This is a genomic window from Allobosea sp. FG18 (genome assembly GCF_057809495.1).
This window is the reverse complement of sequence record NZ_JBMDKB010000015.1, coordinates 106,318-126,041: the sequence shown is the minus strand read 5'-3', so window position 1 is coordinate 126,041 and position 19,724 is coordinate 106,318. Positions and strand designations below refer to the sequence as shown.

14 protein-coding genes are annotated in these 19,724 nt (G+C 67.8%); 3 read left to right on the top strand and 11 right to left on the bottom strand.

From position 1 onward, the window contains the following. Positions 1-33: 33 nt before the first annotated feature. The gene (locus ACODTJ_RS17445) at positions 34-6,129 is read right to left on the bottom strand and encodes an apolipoprotein A-IV repeat region-like domain-containing protein (RefSeq protein WP_454657717.1); all 6,096 of its coding nucleotides are present in this window, start codon (positions 6,127-6,129) and stop codon (positions 34-36) included. Positions 6,130-6,391: 262 nt separating this feature from the next. On the opposite strand from ACODTJ_RS17445, the gene ACODTJ_RS17440 reads away from it, so the two are divergent. The 3 genes from ACODTJ_RS17440 (at position 6,392) to ACODTJ_RS17430 (ending at position 7,733) form a co-directional block, all read left to right on the top strand. Next, positions 6,392-6,730, top strand: coding sequence for an Hpt domain-containing protein (locus ACODTJ_RS17440; protein WP_454657716.1), 339 nt, complete (start codon positions 6,392-6,394; stop codon positions 6,728-6,730). 85 nt (positions 6,731-6,815) lie between these two features. Then, entirely contained in the window at positions 6,816-7,136 is a 321-nt protein-coding gene (locus ACODTJ_RS17435; protein WP_454657715.1) for a 2Fe-2S iron-sulfur cluster-binding protein, read from the top strand. A 174-nt stretch (positions 7,137-7,310) separates the two neighbouring features. After that, complete coding sequence (locus tag ACODTJ_RS17430; RefSeq protein WP_454657714.1) at positions 7,311-7,733, top strand: universal stress protein; 423 nt, start codon at positions 7,311-7,313, stop codon at positions 7,731-7,733. Between the two features lie 3 nt (positions 7,734-7,736). Here the strand turns inward: ACODTJ_RS17430 and ACODTJ_RS17425 are convergent, their stop codons facing one another. The 10 genes from ACODTJ_RS17425 to xdhA all read right to left on the bottom strand — a co-directional run bounded on the left by ACODTJ_RS17425 (position 7,737) and on the right by xdhA (position 19,649). After that, positions 7,737-8,330, bottom strand: coding sequence for a hypothetical protein (locus tag ACODTJ_RS17425; protein ID WP_454657713.1), 594 nt, complete (start codon positions 8,328-8,330; stop codon positions 7,737-7,739). Positions 8,331-8,341: 11 nt separating this feature from the next. Continuing rightward, positions 8,342-9,517 carry a vWA domain-containing protein gene (locus tag ACODTJ_RS17420; RefSeq protein WP_454657712.1) on the bottom strand — a complete coding sequence of 392 codons (1,176 nt, stop codon included), beginning with the start codon at positions 9,515-9,517 and terminating at the stop codon, positions 8,342-8,344. An 83-nt stretch (positions 9,518-9,600) separates the two neighbouring features. After that, positions 9,601-9,873: an HU family DNA-binding protein gene (locus ACODTJ_RS17415; RefSeq protein WP_055730639.1), complete on the bottom strand. Its 273-nt coding sequence runs from the start codon at positions 9,871-9,873 to the stop codon at positions 9,601-9,603. Between the two features lie 320 nt (positions 9,874-10,193). After that, entirely contained in the window at positions 10,194-11,273 is a 1,080-nt protein-coding gene (locus ACODTJ_RS17410) for a BMP family ABC transporter substrate-binding protein (protein WP_454657711.1), read from the bottom strand. A gap of 30 nt (positions 11,274-11,303) precedes the next feature. Then, positions 11,304-12,227 (bottom strand): ABC transporter permease, encoded by a 924-nt coding sequence (locus ACODTJ_RS17405; protein WP_454657710.1) that lies wholly within the window; start codon positions 12,225-12,227, stop codon positions 11,304-11,306. Positions 12,228-12,399: 172 nt separating this feature from the next. Continuing rightward, entirely contained in the window at positions 12,400-13,464 is a 1,065-nt protein-coding gene (locus ACODTJ_RS17400) for an ABC transporter permease (protein ID WP_454657709.1), read from the bottom strand. Further along, positions 13,457-15,001: an ABC transporter ATP-binding protein gene (locus tag ACODTJ_RS17395; RefSeq protein ID WP_454657708.1), complete on the bottom strand. Its 1,545-nt coding sequence runs from the start codon at positions 14,999-15,001 to the stop codon at positions 13,457-13,459. Before ACODTJ_RS17395 ends, ACODTJ_RS17400 begins: the two co-directional genes overlap by 8 nt. Continuing rightward, a complete protein-coding gene (gene xdhC, locus ACODTJ_RS17390; protein ID WP_454657707.1) occupies positions 14,985-15,827 on the bottom strand; it encodes a xanthine dehydrogenase accessory protein XdhC in 843 nt (280 codons plus the stop codon). Before xdhC ends, ACODTJ_RS17395 begins: the two co-directional genes overlap by 17 nt. Beyond that, positions 15,824-18,166 (bottom strand): xanthine dehydrogenase molybdopterin binding subunit, encoded by a 2,343-nt coding sequence (gene xdhB / locus ACODTJ_RS17385; RefSeq protein WP_488849537.1) that lies wholly within the window; start codon positions 18,164-18,166, stop codon positions 15,824-15,826. The genes xdhC and xdhB overlap by 4 nt, the downstream gene beginning before the upstream one ends. Beyond that, entirely contained in the window at positions 18,159-19,649 is a 1,491-nt protein-coding gene (xdhA, locus tag ACODTJ_RS17380) for a xanthine dehydrogenase small subunit (protein ID WP_454657705.1), read from the bottom strand. The genes xdhB and xdhA overlap by 8 nt, the downstream gene beginning before the upstream one ends. Positions 19,650-19,724 lie beyond the last annotated feature (75 nt).

The following is a 19,724-nucleotide window of genomic DNA, read 5'->3' as shown; positions in this document are numbered from 1 at the left end:
CCCTTCGCGTCTCAGTTGCTGGAAGCTGCGTGCTTACTCGAAGCGCCCGCTGGCGTGGGCGAGCATCGTGTAGACCTTGCCGGTCTCCGAGGTCAGGTAGGTCTTGGCCACCATCGAGTCGCGGTCGTCCTTGGCGGCTTCGCCGAGCAGGCGCTCGAACTCCTCGATATAGCGGTCGACCGTGTCCTTGAATTCGGCGTCGCGGCGATACTTGCGGCGCATCTCGTCGAAGGTCTGCTGGCCCTGCAGCGTGTAGAGCCGGCGGGTGAAGACGTTGCGCTCGCCGCGCTTGTAGCGATCCCACAGTTCCACGGCCGCGTCATGGTCGATCATCCGCGCGATGTCGACGGAGAGCGAGTCGAGCTTCTCGATCGAATGGGACGTCGGCTTGCTCGGCTCCGGCTGCTTGTCCTCGCGCGAGGCGCGGGTCAGCAGGTCCGAGAGCCAGCCAGCCTTCGCCGGCTGCTGCTGGGCCGGCTCCGGCTGGCGGCGCGGGGCCTCCTGCACCGTGGCCGGGCGGGTCGGCGCGGTCGCGGTCTCGATCCGGACGGTCGCGCGCGGCACGGCGGGTTGCGCGGGCTCGCTCGCCGCATCGATGGACGGCCGCAGCAGCGGCTCCTCCGCGACGGGCGCAGGCTGCGGAGCCGGCGTGAACGCCTGGGCGGGCCGTGCCGGGGCAACCGGGGCAGGGGCGGCGGCAGCCGCGACCGGGCGCCGGCTGGCAACATGGTCGATCGGCAGCGAGACGTCGCCGCGGCGGCCGGACCGCGTCACGATCTCGGTGAGATCGTTCAGTGCCTTGATCTGCTCGGCCACGACCCGGCGCATGGCCGAGGTCGATTCCTGGGCTTCCGCCGGCAGTTCGAGCACGCCGCGCTTCAGTTCGGCGCGGGTGGCTTCCAGCTCGCGCTGGATGTCGCCGGTGATGCCGCGCATGTCCTGCGCCGCCTTCTGGAAGCGCTCGGTCACCTTGGTGATCTCGCCGCCGATCTCGGTCGAGACCTGGGCATAGGCCGCGCGCAGGGCTTCCGCCGTGCGCTCGCGCTCCTGGCCGGTGGCCGAACGGATCGTCTCGAACTGCTGGGCGATCGCGTTCGTCGTCGATTCCGCCGAGTCGGACAGGACAGTGCCGATCTGGCGGGCGCGGGCCTCGGCCGTGCTGAGCGAGTCGTCGATCAGCGCGGCGAAGGAGCGGGTGATCGACTCGACATCGTCGGTGCGGTTGGCGATCAGCCCGTGCAGCTGCTCCAGCGCATCGCGGCGCTCGGCCAGCGCCTTGCCGACGCGGCCCTCGATCTGCTCCAGCCTGCCGGCGACGGCGTTGAGCGCCGCGCTGCTGGCCTGGGTCACCTCGTTGAGCGAGGTGCCGCGATCGTCGAGCTGGCCGATCAGTGCGGTCGTCTCGCGCAACGTGCCTTCCGAGAAGCTCTTCAGCTCGGCGATCTGCGCCGTGACCTGCTGCGAGGCCGAGCCGGCCTCCGCCATCACGGTGCCGATCACAGTCTGCAATTCGCCGACGCGGGTCGACAGGCTGTTCTCGACGGCGGCGAGGTTCTTGTTCGCGCCGTTGACGATCTGCTGCATCAGCTTGTTGGCCTCGCCGAGGCGTCCGAGCATGCCGCCGAGCTCCTCGCGCAGCTGCTCGTTGGTGCCGACCAGCGCCTCGATCGACTGGCGCGAGCCGGCCTCGAGCGTCTCGCGCAGCGCGTTGGAGGAAGCCTCGACCGCGTTGGCGATGACCGCGCCGCGATCGCGCAGGCCGGCGACGATGGCGTTGCCGCGGCTTTCGAGCGCGCGCACCACCGTCTCGCCGACCGTGGCGAACTCGGCGGCGAGAGCCTCGCCGCGCTCGTTCAGCGCCTCGACGGCGCCGTTGCCCTTGGCGTCGAACACGGCGCGCAGGGTCTCCACCCGCTCGTCGAGCGACTGGGTGAGGGTCTCGCCCCGGCGGTCGATGAGTTCGACGAGGCCGTGGCCCTTGGCGTCGAAGGCGGCGCGCATGGCATCGGTCCGCTCGTCCAGCGAATTGGCGATCGCGGTGCCCTGGCGTTCCAACGCGGTGACGATGCCGGCGCCCTGGCCCTCGAAGATCGCGCGCAGTTGCTCGGCGCGCTGATCGAGCGCACCCGAGATGGCGTCGCCGCGACGGCCGAGCGCCGCGACGATGCCGAGACCGCGATCGTCGAACAGCGTGCGCAGCTGCTCGGCGCGCTCGGTGAGCGCGGCGGCGATCGCCTCGCTCTGGCCGGCGAGCGCCGAGACCATGCCGCCGCCCTGGTCGTCGAACAGCGCGCGCAATTCCTGCGCCCGCTCGGCCAGCACCGTAGCGATGGCCTCCGAACGACCCTGCAGCGTGGCGGCGATCTCGTCGCCGCGCGTGTCGAGGGTGTGAGACACCGTGTCGAGCCGGCCGACGACGCGCTCCTCGAAGCGCGCGACGCTCTGGTCGAGCGTGTCGGCGATCTGGAGGGCGCGGCCGCCGAGCGTCGCGTTGATCGTGTCGGCCTTGTCGCTGAGCGTGCGGGTGAGCGACTCGCTCTTGGAGGTGACGACCTCGCCGATCTCGTCGGCCTTGGCGGCAAGCGCCTTGGTAACCTCGCGTCCGCCTTCGGCCAGCACGCGGGCGATGTCGACCGTGCGCTCGACCAGCGCCTCGTTGAGGGCTGTGGCGCGCGAGCCGAGGCTGCCGTCGATGCGGGCGATCAGGCTGTCGAGCGTGCCGGCGATCTCGGCGCTCTTGGTGCCCGAGCGGTCTTCGAACAGCTTGATCTGGCTCTCCATCGCCTCCGCCGCCTCGCGGGTGCGGTTGGCGAGGAGCTCGGCCGCTTCCAGCGCGCGCGTTCCGGCCTTGTCAGCCAGCATGACGCTGTCTTCGGAGATCAGCTTCTCGACCTGCGCGATGCCGGTATGGAGCGCGGCCGTGAGCTGTTGCGCATCGCCGGAGATCTTGGCGGTCAGCATGCCGCCCTGGACGACGATGAGGTCCTCGAACGCGCCAAGGCGCGCGGCGAGCGCGGTCTCGACGTCGCGGCCCTGCGTATCGAACAGCGTCGAGAACGCTGCAAGACGCCCGCCGAGCGCGGCCTCGATCTCGTGCCCTCGCTCGTCGAAGAGCTTGGTCAGCGCATCGTGGCGCAGAGCCAGTGCCTCGTTCAGCGCCTGCGCACGGCCTTCGACCGAACGCAGCATCGACTCGGCATTAGCCGAGAGCGCCTCGTTGACACGCCCGCCCTGCTGGGTCAGCGCCATCACGATCTCGCGGCCGGTGCCGGCGAGCATGGTGCGCGCCTCCTCGGCATGGACGGTGAAGGTGTCGCGCAACCCTTGCGTCGCTTCGGAGACGCGGTCGGCGACATGGCGACCGTCGACATTGATCGTCTCGGTGAGGGTACGGGTCGCCTCGGTCATGCGGCGTGCCAGATCCTCGCTCTGCTCGCCGAGCAGGGTGTGGACCTCGCGGCCAGTGTCGACGAGATCGCGCACCATCGTCTCGCGCTGCTCGCCGAGCAGGGCGCCGACCTTCTCCCCGGTCTCGCTGATGCTGGCGAGGAAACCCGTCTGCTGCTGCTCGAGCGCGTTCTGGGCGGCTTCGATGCTGCCGGTGATGCGGGACGCCAGAACGGCGCCGCGCTCGTCGAGCTGCTGGTCGATGCCGGCGCCGGTCTCGGCGAGGCGGGTGATCAGCGCGTTCGAGCGCTCCGCCAGGATGCCGTGCACCGAGCGGCCGACATCGGCGACGCGGCTGGCCAGCGCCTGGCTCTCGCTGCCGAGCAGGTCCTTGATCTCGAGTCCGGCCTGCGAAACCTTCACGGTCATCGCGCCGGCCTGCTCCTCGAGCAGGGCGCTGACGCGCATGCCGGTATCGGAGAGGCCGGAGATCAGGCGTTCGCTCTCGCTGCCGACGACGGCGCTGACATCCTGCCCGGCCTGAGTCAGGCGGCTGACGAGCAGTTCGCTTTCGTCGCGCAGGCGGGTTTCGACGGTGTTGACCGCGCCGGAGACACTGGCGACCAGGGCTTCGCTACGCTCCGAGAGGAGCTTGGCGACATCGACGCCGGCATTGGAGACGCGCGCGACGGTCGCGTCGCTTTGTTCGCCCATCAGGCGGGCAAGGTCGTTGCTGGCGCCGGAGACGCTGGCGACGGCTGCTTCGCTGCGCTCCGCCAGGACGCGGGCCAGCTCGGTGCTGGCCTCCGACACGCGGCCGACGACGCTGTCGCTCTGCTGGCCGACGAGGTCGGCGAGCTCGCTGCCGGCGCTGGAGACGCGGTCGACGAGCTTCTCGGCCTGCTGGTCGAGCAGGGTATGGACGGTCTGGCCGGTTTCGTTGAGGCGGTCGACGAGCTTGCTGCCCTGCTCGGTGAAGAGTCCGTTCACCTGGCCCGCGACATCGGTGATGCGGCCGGTGAGGGTGTCGCCATGCTGCGCGACGGACTCGCTGAGGGACTGGCTGGCGTCGGTAACGCGCAGGATGATCGCTTCGCTGCGCTCGCGCAGCACGTCGTCGACGGTGCGGGCGGTGTCGTTGAGGCGATTGACCAGCGTGTCGCCATGCGTGCCGATGAGGCCGTGGACGCTCTCGCCGACCTCGGTGAGGCGGTTGGCGATGGCTTCGTTCTGGCGGTTGAGCAGGCTGTTGACCCCGCGCCCGACCTCGGCGAGGCGCGTCGTGACGCTCTCGCCCTCGTCGGAGAGGGCGCTGCGCAGCGCTTCGCCGGATTCCGCCAGGCGCGCCTGCAGGGCCTCGCTCTGGCTCTCGATCAGCGCGACCATGTTGCGGCTGCTGACCTCGAAGCGCTCGGCCGCTTCCGTGCCACGCGCGGAGATGTCGCGAGCGAGGGTCTCGCCGGTATTCTTGAGCAGTTCGTTGACGGTCTCGACGCGGCCGGTCAGCGTCTCGGCGACCTGGTTGCCGGTCTCGCTGATGGCGCGGGTGACGTCCTGGGCGCCGGTGGTCAGGCCTTCGGTCAGGACCGCGCCGGTGCGTTCCAGCGAGCTTGCGATTTCCTTGGCGCGGCCGTCGAGCATGTCCGACAGGTTGCCGCTGGCGCCGGCCAGGCGCTCGGAGACTTCGCCGGAGGTGATCTGAAGGCGCTCGACGAGGTCGTGGCTGCGGCCGCTGATCTCCTCGATCATCTTCTCGCCGGCGCGGCCGAGCGCCTGCGTGATCTGGTCGCCCTTGGCGCCGAGCGAGCCGGTGACGCGGTCGCCGGCCTGCGAGACAGCTTCCGCAATGGTGCGGCTGGCGCTGTCGAGGTCCTTGGCGAGCCCGTCATGGGCGCCGCTGATAGCGAGCTTGACGCGCTCGGCATTGCCGACCACGGCCTCGCGCTGGGTGACGAGTTCGTCGATCAGCGAGCGAAGGCGGATCTCATTGTCGGCATAGGCGCGCTCCAGCGTCGAAATCTCGCCGCGCACGATGGTTTCAAGCTCGCCGGCGCGTGCGACCGCGCGTTCGATGCCGTCGCCCATGGCGGCGACCTCGCGGCGGATGGTTTGGCTGAGGGAGAGGACGGAATCCGCCCCTGCGACCTCGGGCTCGGCCAGACGCAGCGCGACCTCGGTCATGGCGCGCGAGATCAGGCGCATTTCCTGGGTGCGGCGATAGAGCGCCGCCAGGACGAAGAAGAACACGACCGGCGCGCCGATCGAGAGCGCGAGCAAGGTCCATTCGCCGATGCCGAAGCTGGCGACGGGCTCGGGCAGGCCGTTGCTGAACGAGCCGTAGCGGCCGAGCAGGACGAAGGCGGCTCCACCGAGCCAGGCGAGCGAGGCGAGCGCGGCGAACCAGTAGGGCCTGCTTGAGGGGCGCACGGCGAAGGCCTGGACGAGCGAGCTGGAATCCCGGCGGTCGTCATTGGCGACGCGGCTGGTATCGGGCGCGATCGCGGCGCGCGGCGGCGCAGGCTGCTGCTGGGCGGGGGCAGCAGGAACCGGCGGAGGCGACGCCGGGGCCGGCTCGACGCGCGGCAGTTCGAGCTTCAGGTCGTTCTCGCTGGTCGTGGGCAGCCGGGGCTCGGTCTCGACAGGCGTGTCAGTGCCGTCCTTGGGCTGGTCAAGGCGGAGCGCCTCTTCGATCGCCGACATCGCAGCTTCAGTGGGGTCCTGGAGCTTCTTGGGTCGATTCATCGTTGCCGCCTCGCCACGCTACTGAACATGGGCGCATACGGTGATCTCCGCCGCCCCATGCCGCCTCTGGCCGGGTGAACGGAGACACTGCGCCCATCATTTACCAATTGGAAGGGTAGTGGACCCCTGGACCCTTGGAAACCCATTTGACTGCGCGATTCACAAACGTCGTTAACGCCTCGTTTACCATCCGGGCGCTTCCTGAAGGGCAAGAGACCGGCCGATGCGGCCATTTGATGACCAGTTTCCAAGAGTTCCCGACATGACCGAGAAGGCCATCGATTTCGCCTATCTTTCTCGCCAGACCGCCGGAGATCATGAGCTTGAGCGCGAATTGCTCACGCTTTTCGCCCAGCAATGTGTCGTCCATCTGCGCGCCCTCCACGGCAGCGCGGACCGGCAGGCGCGGATGGATGCGGCCCACACCCTGAAGGGCGCGGCCCGCGCCGTCGGTGCCTGGCAGGTCGCCGAGGCGGCCGACCGGATCGAGGAGGGCCTTGCCGGGCCGGAGCAGAAGGCGAGCGAGAGCGCGCTCGATGCGCTCGCACTGGCTGCGGCCGAGGCGAGGGCGGTCATCGCGCGCTTCGATTGCGCCGCCTGAGCGGAGGGCTGCGGCGCGAAACCCCGTTCCGTGCCGCTTTGAAATGCTCTAAGCGGAGGCCGTCATCGCGCCGCCGGAGTCCTTCATGCCCAATATCACCTTCATCGACGCTCAGGGCGAGAGCCGCACCGTCGAGGCCGAAACCGGCTCGACCGTGATGGAGACGGCAATCCGCAACGCGATCCCCGGCATCGAGGCGGAATGCGGCGGCGCCTGCGCCTGCGCGACCTGCCATGTCTATGTCGACGATGCCTGGACCGCGGCCGTCGGCCCTGCCGAGCATATGGAAGAGGACATGCTGGACTTCGCCTTCGATGTCCGCCCCAGCTCGCGCCTCTCCTGCCAGATCCGCATCCGCGACGACCTCGATGGGCTCGTCGTCCGTACCCCGGCGCGCCAGGGCTGAAGCGCTTTCCGACGGCTTTCACGTCATTGCTTCGTCGCTGCGCTCGCAATGACGGAAAGGCCGAGGATACGGGAAGGAGCGCGTCGCTGCGCCGCATCCCGCATTTTGCGCTGGATCATGGCGCGCTTACTGGCAAACTCCATAGTGGTTGCATAACTAGCCTAGGAGGATGCGATGTACAGATCGATCATGGTCCCCGTAGATCTCGCCGAGGCCGAACTCGCCCAGCCGGCGATCGCGGCAGCCGTATCCTTCGCCAAGATTTCGGGTGGACGAGTACGGCTTGTTTATGTCCGCTCGCTCATTCCGATCACCTATATGGAATTCGTGCCGGCGGATTTCGATACCGAGCAGCAGGAGGACGCCGAGGCGAAGCTCGCCGAGATCGCGGCGAAGATCGATCTCCCGGCCGAGCAGGTCTCGGCCAAGGTGCTGATCGGCTCCGTCCATGGCGAGGTGCTGGCGGAGGCCGATGCCGGCGGCATCGACCTCATCGTCATCGGCTCGCACGAGCCCGGCATGCTGGCCTATGTCATCGGCTCGAACGCCTCGGCCATCGTGCGCCGGGCAAAATGCTCGGTGCTGGTCGTCCGCTGATCCTCAGCCCGTCCCGCCCGGGACGAGGCTGTCGGGCACCTCGCCGGTCGCGAGTTCGCGCGGCCGGTTGAGGCTGACCAGAGGCCAGACCTGCCAGAACGAGGCGGCGATCAGCAGTACGCCAAGCAGGCCGGCATTGGTCGCGCCCTGCTGGAAGGCGCGCAGCGTGAAGGCCGTCAGCATCAGGAGCGAGAGTGCACCGACTGCGGCGACGCCAAGCCAGATCGGCTTCGGTCGCCCGGCGATGAAGCGGGCTTTGGGATTGGCCCGCGCGATCGCGGCCGCCAGGGCCGTGACGAAGCGGTGATAGCGCGGATCGTCGCGGTCGAGATCGGTCAGTGAGCGCCAGGACAGGTTGCCGAAGGTCACGGTCCGGCCGTCGCTGAGCCGAAGCTGTGTCTTGTAGCCCTTCGACGAGATGTTGCCGGGCGCATAGACGAAGCGCACCTGCTCGACCGCGCTCAAGCGGATGCTGTCGACCCGGCGGGTCCGGTCGACCTCGAGCGTGTCGCCCTCCAGCTTGTAGGCGATCTCGAAGCCGACGGGCTTCGGGCGCTGGCGCCAGCTCGGGGCAGGGCCGTCGTCGTCTTCGTTCATGACAGTATTGATCACCGTGCCAGAACCTTCATCGCGCCATCGAGCCCGTCGAGCGTCAGCGGGAACATGCGCCCGCCCATCAGGCCGCCGATCTGGCGGATCGACTGGGTGTAGTTCCACAGGTTTTGCTGCACGGGGTTGAGCCAGACGGATTTCGGGAATTTGGTCGCCAATCGCTCCATCCAGACCTCGCCGGCTTCCTCGTTCCAATGCTCGACCGAGCCGCCGGGCATTGCGATCTCGTAGGGGCTCATCGAGGCGTCGCCGATGAAGACGAGGCGATAGTCGGAGGGGTAGGTCCGGAGCACGTCCCAGGTCGCGATCTGCTGGTCGTGGCGCCGACGGTTCTCCTTCCAGACCCGCTCATAAGGGCAGTTGTGGAAGTAGAAATGCTCGAAATGCTTGAACTCGGCCCGTGCCGCCGAGAACAGCTCCTCGGCCAGCTCGATATGCCAGTCCATCGACCCGCCGACATCGAGGAAGAGCAGCACCTTCACGGCGTTGCGGCGCTCGGGCCGAAGCTGGACGTCGAGATAACCGTGCTTGGCCGTCTCTGAAATCGTGGTGTCGAGGTCGAGTTCTTCGGCTGCGCCGGTGCGGGCGAAGCGGCGCAGGCGCCGAAGCGCGATCCGCATGTTGCGCACGCCGAGCTCGCGCGTATCGTCGAAATCCTTGAACTCACGCTTGTCCCAGACCTTCACCGCGCGGAAATTACGGTTCTTGTCCTGGCCGATGCGGATGCCTTCGGGATTGTAGCCATAGGCGCCATAGGGCGAGGTGCCGGCGGTGCCGATCCATTTATTGCCGCCCTGATGGCGGCCCTTCTGCTCTTCCAGGCGCTGCTTCAGCGTCTCCCAGAGCTTCTCCCAGCCCATCGCATCGATCTGGGCCTTCTCTTCGTCGGTCAGGAATTTTTCGGCGAGCTTGCGCAGCCATTCCTCGGGAATGCCGGATTCCTCGATCGCCTGCTGCAGCGTCTCCATGCCCTTGAAGACCTGGGCGAAGACGCGGTCGAACTTGTCGAGATGGCGCTCGTCCTTCACCAGCGTGGCGCGGGCGAGATAATAGAACTCGTCGACGCGGTGCTCGGCGAGATCGGCCTCCACCCCTTCGAGCAGCGTCAGATATTCGCGCAGGGTCACGGGGACCTTGGCGGCGCGCAGATCGGTGAAGAGGCGAAGGAACATGCCGCTAATGTGTGGGCATGGGGCGCCGGGTCAAGCAGCGTCCGCGTTTCAGGCGCGAACGCCGCTCGATCCCGATGATGGCCTTACGCCACCGCGTCGGCGAGGTCCTTGGTGACCTTGAACTTCACGACGGTCTTGGCGGGCACCTTGATGGTTGCGCCGGTCGAGGGGTTGCGGGCCTCGCGGGCTTCACGCTTGGCAGCAGAGAGCTTGCCGATGCCGCCGAGAGTGACGTCGTCGCCCTTCTTCAGGGTCTTGGCGACGGTCGCGCCGAGCGAGGCCAGGATGGCCGAGACGTCGGCCTTGGTCTTGCCGGTCTCGTCGGCGATGGCGGCGATCAGTTCGTTCTTGGTCATGAATTCCTCCTTGAGAAGGTGGTTCAGGCGTCGCGTGCAGGATGACGGCCGTTCATGCCCGTTTCCGACACGAGCGACCGCGACACATGGGTGCCATTCGCGGCGCGCAACTCACGCAGTTGCCACGGCTAACGCGGAAAGACGATGCCCGCGGCGGTAGATACGCACAGGAAACGGCTTCGTTCCATCGGATTTAGGCGGGAACGAGCCCGATTTAGAGCCATGACAGGCTTCTGCGGTCGAATTGACCATTCGTCAGGCGCCGGGGGCGGCGAATCGCTGCGGCGGCTCGGGGAGCCGCCGCAGCGAAGGCGTGAAGATCAGGCCTGGATGCCGTCGACGTACCAGTCCATCTTCGAGAGCATCTCGTCGCTGGCCTTTTCACCGGCCTTGAGGCGCACCACGCCCTTCTGGTCCTTGAGCTCGCCGGTGAACGGATGGAGCGTGCCGGCGATGATGCCCTTGGTGACCTCGTCGGCGGCGGCGCGGGCGGCGGGCGTGACGGCGTCGTTATACGGCGCGATCTTGACCATGCCGTCCTTGAGCCCGTGCCAGACGGCGCCGCTCTTCCAGTTGCCGTCCATCACGTCCTTGACGCGCTTGATGTAGTAGCCCGACCAGTCGTCGACGATGGCCGAGAGATGGGCCTTCGGCGCGAAGGACTTCATGTCCGAGGCCTGGCCGAAGGCGAAGACGCCGCGCTGCTCGGCCGCCTGGAGCGGGGCGGCGGAATCGGTGTGCTGGGTGATCATGTCGGCGCCCTGATCGATCAGCGCCTTGGCGGCGTCGGCTTCCTTGGCGGGGTCGTACCAGGTCGAGCACCACACGACCTTGGTCTTGAAGTTCGGGTTCACCTTGCGGGCGGCGAGGTGGAAGGCGTTGATGCCCATCACCACTTCCGGGATCGGGAAGGAGGCGACATAGCCCGCCTGGCCGGTCTTCGACATATGGCCGGCGATGGTGCCGATCACGGCGCGGCCCTCGTAGAAGCGCGCATCGTAGGTCGCGACGTTCTCGGCGCGCATATAGCCGGTGGCGTGCTCGAAATAAATCTTCGGGAACTGCTTGGCGACCTGGATCGTCGGGTTCATGAAGCCGAAGGAAGTCGTGAAGATCAGCTGGTTGCCGGCCTGGGCGAGCTGGCGGATGGCGCGCGCCGCGTCCGGCCCCTCGGCGACGTTCTCGATGAAGCTCGTCTTGATCTTGGCGCCGTATTCCTTCTCCAGCGCGAGCCGGCCCTGATTATGCGTCCAGGTGTAGCCGTGGTCGCCGATCGGGCCGACATAGACGAAGCCGACGCCGAGCGGGGCCTGCGCCGAGGCGCCGCGGCCGAGGATCGGCAAGGTGGAGGCGGCTGCCGCACCGAAGGTCAGCCGGCGGCGGGTGATGATGCTGGTCATTACGAGAACTCCCCGTTGTAAGTTGCGGCGTCAGGACGCCGAGAAGGGTTTGCCGAGGCAGGCGGGCGCGTCGAGCCGGCCGGTCTTCCGTCCTAGCGACATCATGGTCAGAACTGCAATGGTCGCAAGGTAGGGGGCCATCGCCAGCACCTCCGGCGCGAGCCAGGTGACGCCGGCTGCCTTGAGCTGCAATTCGAGCGTCATCACGGCACCGAAGAGATAGGCCCCGAGCAACAGGCGCCCCGGCTTCCAGGCCGAGAACACGACGAGGGCGAGCGCGATCCAGCCGCGGCCCGCGGTCAGGCGATCCGCCCACATCGGCGTCAGCGCCAGCGAGAAATAGGCGCCACCGAGCCCGGCCAGCGCACCGCCGAAGGCGACTGCCGCATAGCGGATCGCGACCACCGGATAGCCGATCGCATGGGCGGAGGCGTCGTTCTCGCCGACCGCGCGCAGGATCAACCCCGGCCGCGTCCGGCGCAGGAACCAGCTCACCCCTGCGACGAGGGCGAGCGAGAGATAGACGAGGATGTCGTGGCCGAAGATCACGCGCAGGATCGGATGCTCCGACAACGCCGCCGGAAAGACCGGCTGGAGCCGCGCGATCGTGCGCCCGACGAAGCCCGCCCCGATCAGCGACGACGCGCCGATGCCGAAGATCGTTAGCGCCAGCCCCGTTGCGACCTGATTGGCCATCAGCGAGAGCGCGAGAACGGCGAAGATCATCGAGGCGGCGACGCCGGCGAAGGCGGCCGCGACGAGGCCGATGCCGGTGCTGCCGGTCGAGAAGGCAACGGCGAAGCCCGCGACGGCGCCGCAGAGCATCATGCCTTCGACCCCGAGATTGAGCACACCCGCCTTTTCGGCGATGAGCTCGCCCAGCGCGGCCAGTAGCAGCGGCGTCGAGGCCGCGATCAGGGTCATCAGGATGGAGACGAGCATCGCGGAGGTCATGCCACAGCCTCGCCCTTTGTCATTCCGGGGCGCGCCGCAGGCACGAACCCGGAACCCACGACTGGGTGAAAGCTTGTGATCATGCGTTTGGAAGGTCTCGCCCAGTCGTGGGTTCCGGGTTCTTCGCTGCGCGAAGCCCCGGAATGACAGGGGTGGGTGCGCATCGAAGCCATCACATCGCCCTCCGCTTGAAGGCGATCCGCCAGCGCACCAGCACGTCGGTGGCGAGCAGCATGAACAGCAGCGTCGCCTGGAACAGCCCGGTCGCCGCCTGCGGCAGCCTGACCGTCGATTGCGCGATTTCGCCGCCGACATAGGTGCCCGCCAGAACGATGCCGCCGAAGACGATGCCGAGCGGATTGAGCCGTCCGAGGAAGGCGACGATGATCGCCGTGAAGCCGTAGCCGACCGGGAATTGCGGCGTGAGCTGGCCGAAGGGGCCGGCTGCCTCGAACAGCCCGGCGAGGCCGGCGAGCGCGCCGCTGATCAGCAGCGTCGCCCAGGTCGTGCGCGCCGCGCTGAAGCCGCCATGGCGCGCGGCTGCGGGCGCCAGGCCGACGACCTTGATCGCGTAGCCCGCCGTCGTTTTCTCCATCAGCAGCCAGGCGATGACCGTGAGGACGAGCGCGGCGGGGATGCCGAGATGGACGAGCGTCCCTTCCAGCACCGTCGGCAGCGTCTGGTCGGCCGTGAACATCCGGGTCTGCGGGAAATTGAAGCCGCCGGGGTCTTTCCAGGGGCCGCGCACGAGGAAATACAGGAACTGCACGGCGACATAGGTCAGCATCAGGCTGGTCAGGATTTCGCTGACCTGCAATTTCACCCGCAGGAAGGCAGGGATCGCGGCCCAGGCCATGCCGCCGAGGATGCCGGCCAGCACCATGGCGGGCAGGATCCACCATCCCGTCATGTCATGGGTCAGGAGGGCGACGCCGGTGCCGGCGATGGCGCCCATGACGTATTGCCCCTCGGCGCCGATGTTCCAGACATTGGCACGGAAGCCGATGGCGAGGCCAAGCGCGATCATCACGAGCGGCGCGCCCTTGACCCCGATATCGCCCCAGCGTTGCGGCTCAAGGAAGGGCGTCAGGAAGATGCTCTCGACGGCGTGGAAGCCGTCATAACCCATGGCGGTGAAGACGATCACGCCCGTGAGCATGGTGAGCCCGATCGCGATCAGCGGGCTTGCGAGCAGCATCAGCGTGCTCGGCTCGCGGCGACGACGCCACTCAAGCATGGGCCGCCTCCGCGCCATGGACGCCGCCCATCATCAGGCCGATCTCGTCGATGCCGAGGCTGGCGACCGGGCGCGGGGCCGAGAGCCGGCCCTCGTTGATGACGCAGAGCCTGTCGGCGAGCTCCAGCAATTCATCGAGATCCTGCGAGATCACCACCACGGCCGAGCCCTTGGCGGCGAGATCGACAAGCTCTTGCCGGATCGCGGCGGCAGCACCGGCATCGACGCCCCAGGTCGGCTGCGAGACGACGAGTACGGCGGGCTGCTGCCCGATCTCGCGGCCCATGATGAATTTCTGCAAATTGCCGCCCGAGAGCGAGCGGGCCAGCGCCGCGTTGCCGGTGGTCCGAACGTCGAAAAGTTTGATCACGCCATCGGCGAAACGCTTCACGCTAGCGCGGCTGATGAAGCCATGCGGCGCCAGCGGCAGGCGATGGCGCGCCGTCAGGATGCTATTGTCCGAGAGCGAGAAATCCGGCACGGCGGCATGGCCGTTGCGCTCCTCCGGCACGCAGGCGAGGCCAAGCGCTCGGCGCGCCCCTGCGCCTTCCAGACCGACGGCTTTCCCGTCGAGCCTGATCGCTTCGGCATGGGCCGCGAGCTTTTCGCCCGAAAGCGCGGTCAGAAGTTCAGCCTGTCCATTGCCGGCGACACCGGCGATGCCGAGGATCTCGCCGGCCCGCGCCTCGAAGGAAACGCTCTCCAGATCGGTGCCGAAGGGTGGCTCCCCGGGGAGCGACAGACCCTTGATCTCCAGCCGGACCGCACCGGTGCCGGTTGCCTTGCCGTGCTCGATCTTGCGCAGTTCCGCGCCGATCATCAGCTCGGCCATGCGCTTGGTGGTCTCGATCTTGGGGTCGCAGGTCGCGACGACGTGCCCGCCGCGCAGGATCGTGGCGCTGTCGCAGAGCGCTTTGATCTCGTGCAGCTTGTGCGAGATGTAGAGGATCGAGCAGCCCTCGGCCGCGATCTGGCGCAAAGTCGCGAACAGGCGCTCGACCTCCTGCGGCGTCAGCACCGAGGTCGGCTCGTCCATGATCAGCAGCTTCGGCTTCTGCAGCAGGCAGCGAACGATCTCGATGCGTTGGCGCTCGCCGACCGAGAGCGTATGGACCTCGCGCTCGGGGTCGAGCGGCAGCGAATAGGATTGCAGGATGGCGGCGACGCGCTGCTTCAGCTCGTCGCGATCGACGGCTTCGTCGAGCCCGAGCGCGATGTTCTCGATCACCGTCATCGCGTCGAACAGCGAGAAATGCTGGAAGACCATGCCGATGCCGAGCTTGCGCGCGGCCTTGGGCGAGGGGATCGAAACCGGCGAGCCGTTCCAGGAGATGGTGCCTTCGTCGGCCTGCTGGACGCCGTAGATGATCTTGACCAGCGTCGACTTGCCAGCGCCGTTCTCGCCGAGCAGGGCGTGGATTTCGCCGGGTTGGACGCTCAGGCTGATGTCTTCATTGGCTTTGACGCCGGGAAAGCTCTTCGAGATATGGGCGAGCGCCAGCCGCGGCGGCACTTCCTGCTCACGCGGCTGATTCATGTCGCAACCGTCTCCCTTTCGCCGGCTCCCGGCGGCCAAGCAAGCAACGCACCAGCTCGGCTGCCGTCAAGGCCGCGATCACCTCCGGGCGCTTGTCGTCCACATCCGAACCGCCGATCGGGCAGGTGAGGCGGTCGAGCGCCGTACGCCGGCCGCCTGCGCGCAGGAAACCGGCCTCGAAGCGGGCGCGCTTGGTCGCCGAGCCGATCATGCCGACATAAGTCGCATCGCCGCGCGCCAGAGCCGCCTCCGCCAGCCGGTAGTCGAGTGCGTGGCTGTGCGAGAGCACGACGAAGGCGGCTTTCGCCGGGGAACTCGCGATCGCATCGACGGGGTCGGCCATGCGGATGCAGGTGACCGCTGCCGGCAGCCCACTCATGACATCGTCGCGGTCGTCGATCAGCGAGACCGAGACGGGCAGGGGCGTCAGTGCCTGCGCCAGCGCCCGGCCGGTATGGCCGGCGCCGAAGATCAGGACCGGTGGCCGCGCCGCGGCTTCTGCCTTATCGCGCGCCGCCATCAATGCTGCTTCTGAGGCAGAACAGCGCTTGAGCGACACGCGCACCCGCCCGCCGCAGCATTGCCCCATCTGCGGGCCGAGCGGGATGTCGAGCAACTGATCCCCGGCACCCTCGCTCAGCATATGCCGGGCGATATCGATGCAATGGAACTCGAGCTGCCCGCCGCCGATGGTTCCCGCGATGGCGTTCGGGCTGACGGCCATGCAGGCGCCAGCCTCGCGCGGTGTCGATCCTTCTGCGGCTTCGATGCGGACGAGAACGATGCCGTCGCGCTGATGGGTGGTGAGGAAGGCGGCGAGGGTCATTGTGCGGCCTCCGCCCTGACCCGCTCGACCGCATCCAGCACGCGCTCGGGCGTCGCGGGCGCATCGAGGCGCGGGCAGATGCGATGATCGCCGATGCTCGCCACCGCATCCGACAGCGCATGCAGCACCGAGATCGCCAGCATCAAGGGCGGCTCGCCGACGGCCTTGGAACGATGGATCGTCGGCTCGCGGTTCGGCGCGTTCTCCAGCAGATGCACGTTGAAGATGCGCGGCCGGTCGGAGGCGACGGGGATCTTGTAGGTTGAGGGCGCATGGGTCCAGAGCCGGCCCTTCTTGTCCCAGACCAGCTCTTCGGTCGTGAGCCAGCCCATGCCCTGCACGAAGCCACCTTCGATCTGCCCCTTGTCGATGGCCGGGTTCAGCGACTGCCCGCAATCATGCAGGATATCGACGCGCTCGACCTTGTACTCGCCCGTCAGCGTATCGATGGCGACCTCGGCCGCTGCTGCACCATAGGCGAAATAGTAGAACGGGTGGCCGCGCCCGGCCTCGCGATCCCAGTGAATCTTGGGCGTCGCATAGAAGCCCGTCGCCGAGAGCTGGACGCGGGCCATATAGGCGGCGGCGATCAACTCCCTCAAAGCGATCTCGCGGGTGCCGATCTTCACGCGGCCGGGCAGGAAGGCGATCTCCTCTGCCTCGACCTGCCAGTGCTTCGCGGCAAACTCCGTCAGCCGCTTCTTGATCGTCTCGCAGGCATCGAGCGCTGCCATCCCATTGAGATCGGAGCCCGACGAGGCGGCGGTCGCCGATGTGTTCGGCACCTTGCCGGTCGTTGTCGCGGTGATCTTGATCTGGTCGAGCCCGATGCCGAAGGCATGCGCCACGACCTGCGCCACCTTGACGTAGAGCCCTTGCCCCATCTCGGTGCCGCCATGGTTCAGCGCGACCGTGCCGTCGGTATAGACATGCACCAGCGCCCCGGCCTGGTTGAACCAGGTCGCGGTGAAGGAGATGCCGAACTTCACCGGCGTCAGCGCGATGCCGCGCTTGATGATCGGGCTCGTCTTGTTGGCCTTGCGGATCGCGGCCTTGCGGGCCTGGTAGTCGCAGCGCCGCTCCAGCTCGGCGATGACATCCGCCGCGATATTGTCCTCGACCGTCTGGTGATAGGGCGTGACGTCGCGGCCGGCGCCGCCATAGAGATTGCGCCGGCGCACCTCCAGCGGGTCGAGCCCGGTGGCGTAGGCGACCTCCTCGATGAAGCGCTCCGCCCCGACCATGCCTTGCGGCCCGCCGAAGCCGCGGAAAGCGGTGTTCGAGCAGGTATTGGTGAAGAGCGGCTCGGAGCGGGCGCGTACCGCCGGGTAGAAATAGCAATTGTCCATGTGGAACAAGGCGCGGTCCGTCACCGGTCCCGACAGGTCGGCGTTCCAGCCGCAGCGCGCCGCATAGACGGCATCGAGCGCATGGATGCGGCCGTCATCGTCGAAGCCGATCTCGTAGTCGCAGACGAAATCATGGCGCTTTCCCGTGATCGCCATGTCGTCGTCGCGGTCGGGCCGGAGCTTGACCGGGCGTTTCAGCTTGCGGGCGCAAATCGCGGCGACGCAGACGAAGAGATTGGCCTGCGTCTCCTTGCCGCCGAAGCCGCCGCCCATGCGCCGGACCTCGACCGTCACCGCATGCGAGCCGACGCCGAGTACGGCGGCGACCATATGCTGGACCTCGCTCGGATGCTGGGTCGAGACCAGCACCGTCATGTCCTCGTCCTCGCCGGGGATGGCGAGCGCGATCTGGCTTTCGAGGTAGAAATGCTCCTGCCCACCGATCGTCATTGAACCCTGCAGCCGGCGCGGGCTTGCGCCCAGGGCTGCCGCGACATCGCCGCGTTCCAGCTTGAGCGGCGCGGTGACGAGCTTGCCGCCGGCCTCGCGTGCCGCAGCGATGTCGATCAGCGGCGCTTCTTCGGCATACTCCGCCTTCGCCAATGCCGCGGCCTGTCGGGCCTGCTCGCGCGTCTCTGCCACAACCGCAAAGAGCGGCTGGCCGTGGAACAGGACGGCATCGGTCGCGAAGACCGGCTCGTCATGCAGATGCGTCGAGGAGATGTCGTTGGCGCCGGGGATATCCGCGGCTGTCAGCACGACAGCGACACCCGGCGCGGCACGGACCGCGGCGAGATCGAGGGAGAGTAGCCGGCCATGAGCGATTGTGCTCGTGCCGAGATAGGCGTGCAGCAGGCCTTCGGGCGCGGCGATGTCGTCGATATAGAGCGCTTCGCCCGCGACATGCTTGGGCGCGGAATCATGGATGCGGGAGCTGCCGACCGGGCCGCTCTCCAGTCCGATATCGAGCTTGCGGCGCGCGTCAGCCATGGGCGGCCTCCGCCAGCAGGCCGGCGACCCGCGTTTGCATCGCGGCTTGGGTCGTCTCGATCAGGAAACGGCGCAGCAGGTTGCCGGCGATCGTCAGCCGATAATGCGCCGAGGCGCGCATGTCGTCGAGCGGCGAGAAATCCTGCGGGAGGGTTGCGATGGCCGCCGCGACTACCGCCTCGTTCCAGCGTTGACCGACGAGCGCCACCTCGGCCGCCGTCGCGCGCTTCGGGATGCCGGCCATGCCGCCAAAGGCGAGGCGGGCTTCGCTGATCCGCCCATCGCTGCTGAGCGTCAGCTTGAAGGCGCCGCAGACGGCGGAAATATCCTCGTCGAAACGTTTCGAGACCTTGGAGGCGTGGAACAGTACGCCCTCCGCCAGCTTCGGCACCAGCACGGCCTCGACGAATTCGCCCGGGCGCCGGTCCTGCGTGCGGTACTCGATGAAGAAGCTTTCGAGCGGGATGGCGCGGCGTTCGATTCCGGCCTCGGAGCGCCGGGCCAGCACCAGAGTTGCATCCAGCGCTATCAGGGCTGGCGGGAGGTCTCCGATCGGCGAGCCGTTGGCGATGTTGCCGCCGATCGTGCCGGCATTGCGCACCTGCTCGCCGCCGAAGCGCCGCATCAATTCGTCGAGCTGCGGGGAGAGGGCGGCCAGCGCCGTACGGACGTCGATGTGACCAGCCATCGCGCCAAAGCGGAGATGGTCGCCTTCGTCGGTGATGGCGCGCAACGCTTCGATCCGCCCGAGAGAAATCACCGGGTCGAGCCGCTTCATCGCCTTGGTGACCCAGAGCCCGACATCGGTCGCGCCGGCCACGAGCGTGGCCTGAGGGTGTGCTGCGACAAGCTCGGCCAGCGCTTCGATGGTCGCGGGCGCATGGAAGCTCCCGCCATCGCCTTGCAGGGCCAGCGTCTCGTTGTCGTTCAGGGTCATAAGACGCGAAGCGATGGCCTCTCGCTCCAGCATGAAGCGATCGGCTTCGCGCGGCGCGATCTCGTCCATGTGGCGACCTGCGGCGATGATCGGCTCGTAGCCGGTGCAGCGGCAGAGATTGCCGGCGAGCGCATCCTCGATGCGGCCGACACTCGGCTCGGCCTCGTTCAGCCGGAGCGCCAGCAGTGACATCACGAAGCCCGGCGTGCAGAAACCGCATTGCGAGCCGTGGCACTCCACCATTGCCTGCTGGACCGGGTGCAGGGCGCCGTCCGCGCCCTTCAGATGCTCGACGGTGAGCAACTGGCAGCCGTCCAGCGTCGGCAGGAAGCGAATGCAGGCATTGATCGCCTCGTAGCGCAGCAGGCCGCGATCGAGCCGCCCGACAACGACGGTGCAGGCGCCGCAATCGCCCTCGGCACAGCCTTCCTTGGTGCCGGTCATGCGCTGGTTGAGGCGCAGCCAGTCGAGCACGGTCAAGGTCGGATCGCAGCGATCGATCTCGACCAGCCTGTCGCCGAGCAGGAAGCGCAAGCTTTCACGCATCACGCCCGCTTCCTTCGCAAAGCCAAATCATGCCTGCAGATTAGGCATGATCCGCGCTTGGCCGGAAGCTTCGAT

What these genes read in the sequence shown, in the direction of transcription:
- ACODTJ_RS17445 (WP_454657717.1), bottom strand. Translation starts at nt 6,129, where the DNA reads ATGAATCGACCCAAGAAGCTCCAGGACCCCACTGAAGCTGCGATGTCG.
- ACODTJ_RS17440 (WP_454657716.1), top strand. Translation starts at nt 6,392, where the DNA reads ATGACCGAGAAGGCCATCGATTTCGCCTATCTTTCTCGCCAGACCGCC.
- ACODTJ_RS17435 (WP_454657715.1), top strand. Translation starts at nt 6,816, where the DNA reads ATGCCCAATATCACCTTCATCGACGCTCAGGGCGAGAGCCGCACCGTC.
- ACODTJ_RS17430 (WP_454657714.1), top strand. Translation starts at nt 7,311, where the DNA reads ATGTACAGATCGATCATGGTCCCCGTAGATCTCGCCGAGGCCGAACTC.
- ACODTJ_RS17425 (WP_454657713.1), bottom strand. Translation starts at nt 8,330, where the DNA reads ATGAACGAAGACGACGACGGCCCTGCCCCGAGCTGGCGCCAGCGCCCG.
- ACODTJ_RS17420 (WP_454657712.1), bottom strand. Translation starts at nt 9,517, where the DNA reads ATGTTCCTTCGCCTCTTCACCGATCTGCGCGCCGCCAAGGTCCCCGTG.
- ACODTJ_RS17415 (WP_055730639.1), bottom strand. Translation starts at nt 9,873, where the DNA reads ATGACCAAGAACGAACTGATCGCCGCCATCGCCGACGAGACCGGCAAG.
- ACODTJ_RS17410 (WP_454657711.1), bottom strand. Translation starts at nt 11,273, where the DNA reads ATGACCAGCATCATCACCCGCCGCCGGCTGACCTTCGGTGCGGCAGCC.
- ACODTJ_RS17405 (WP_454657710.1), bottom strand. Translation starts at nt 12,227, where the DNA reads ATGACCTCCGCGATGCTCGTCTCCATCCTGATGACCCTGATCGCGGCC.
- ACODTJ_RS17400 (WP_454657709.1), bottom strand. Translation starts at nt 13,464, where the DNA reads ATGCTTGAGTGGCGTCGTCGCCGCGAGCCGAGCACGCTGATGCTGCTC.
- ACODTJ_RS17395 (WP_454657708.1), bottom strand. Translation starts at nt 15,001, where the DNA reads ATGAATCAGCCGCGTGAGCAGGAAGTGCCGCCGCGGCTGGCGCTCGCC.
- xdhC (WP_454657707.1), bottom strand. Translation starts at nt 15,827, where the DNA reads ATGACCCTCGCCGCCTTCCTCACCACCCATCAGCGCGACGGCATCGTT.
- xdhB (WP_488849537.1), bottom strand. Translation starts at nt 18,166, where the DNA reads ATGGCTGACGCGCGCCGCAAGCTCGATATCGGACTGGAGAGCGGCCCG.
- xdhA (WP_454657705.1), bottom strand. Translation starts at nt 19,649, where the DNA reads ATGCGTGAAAGCTTGCGCTTCCTGCTCGGCGACAGGCTGGTCGAGATC.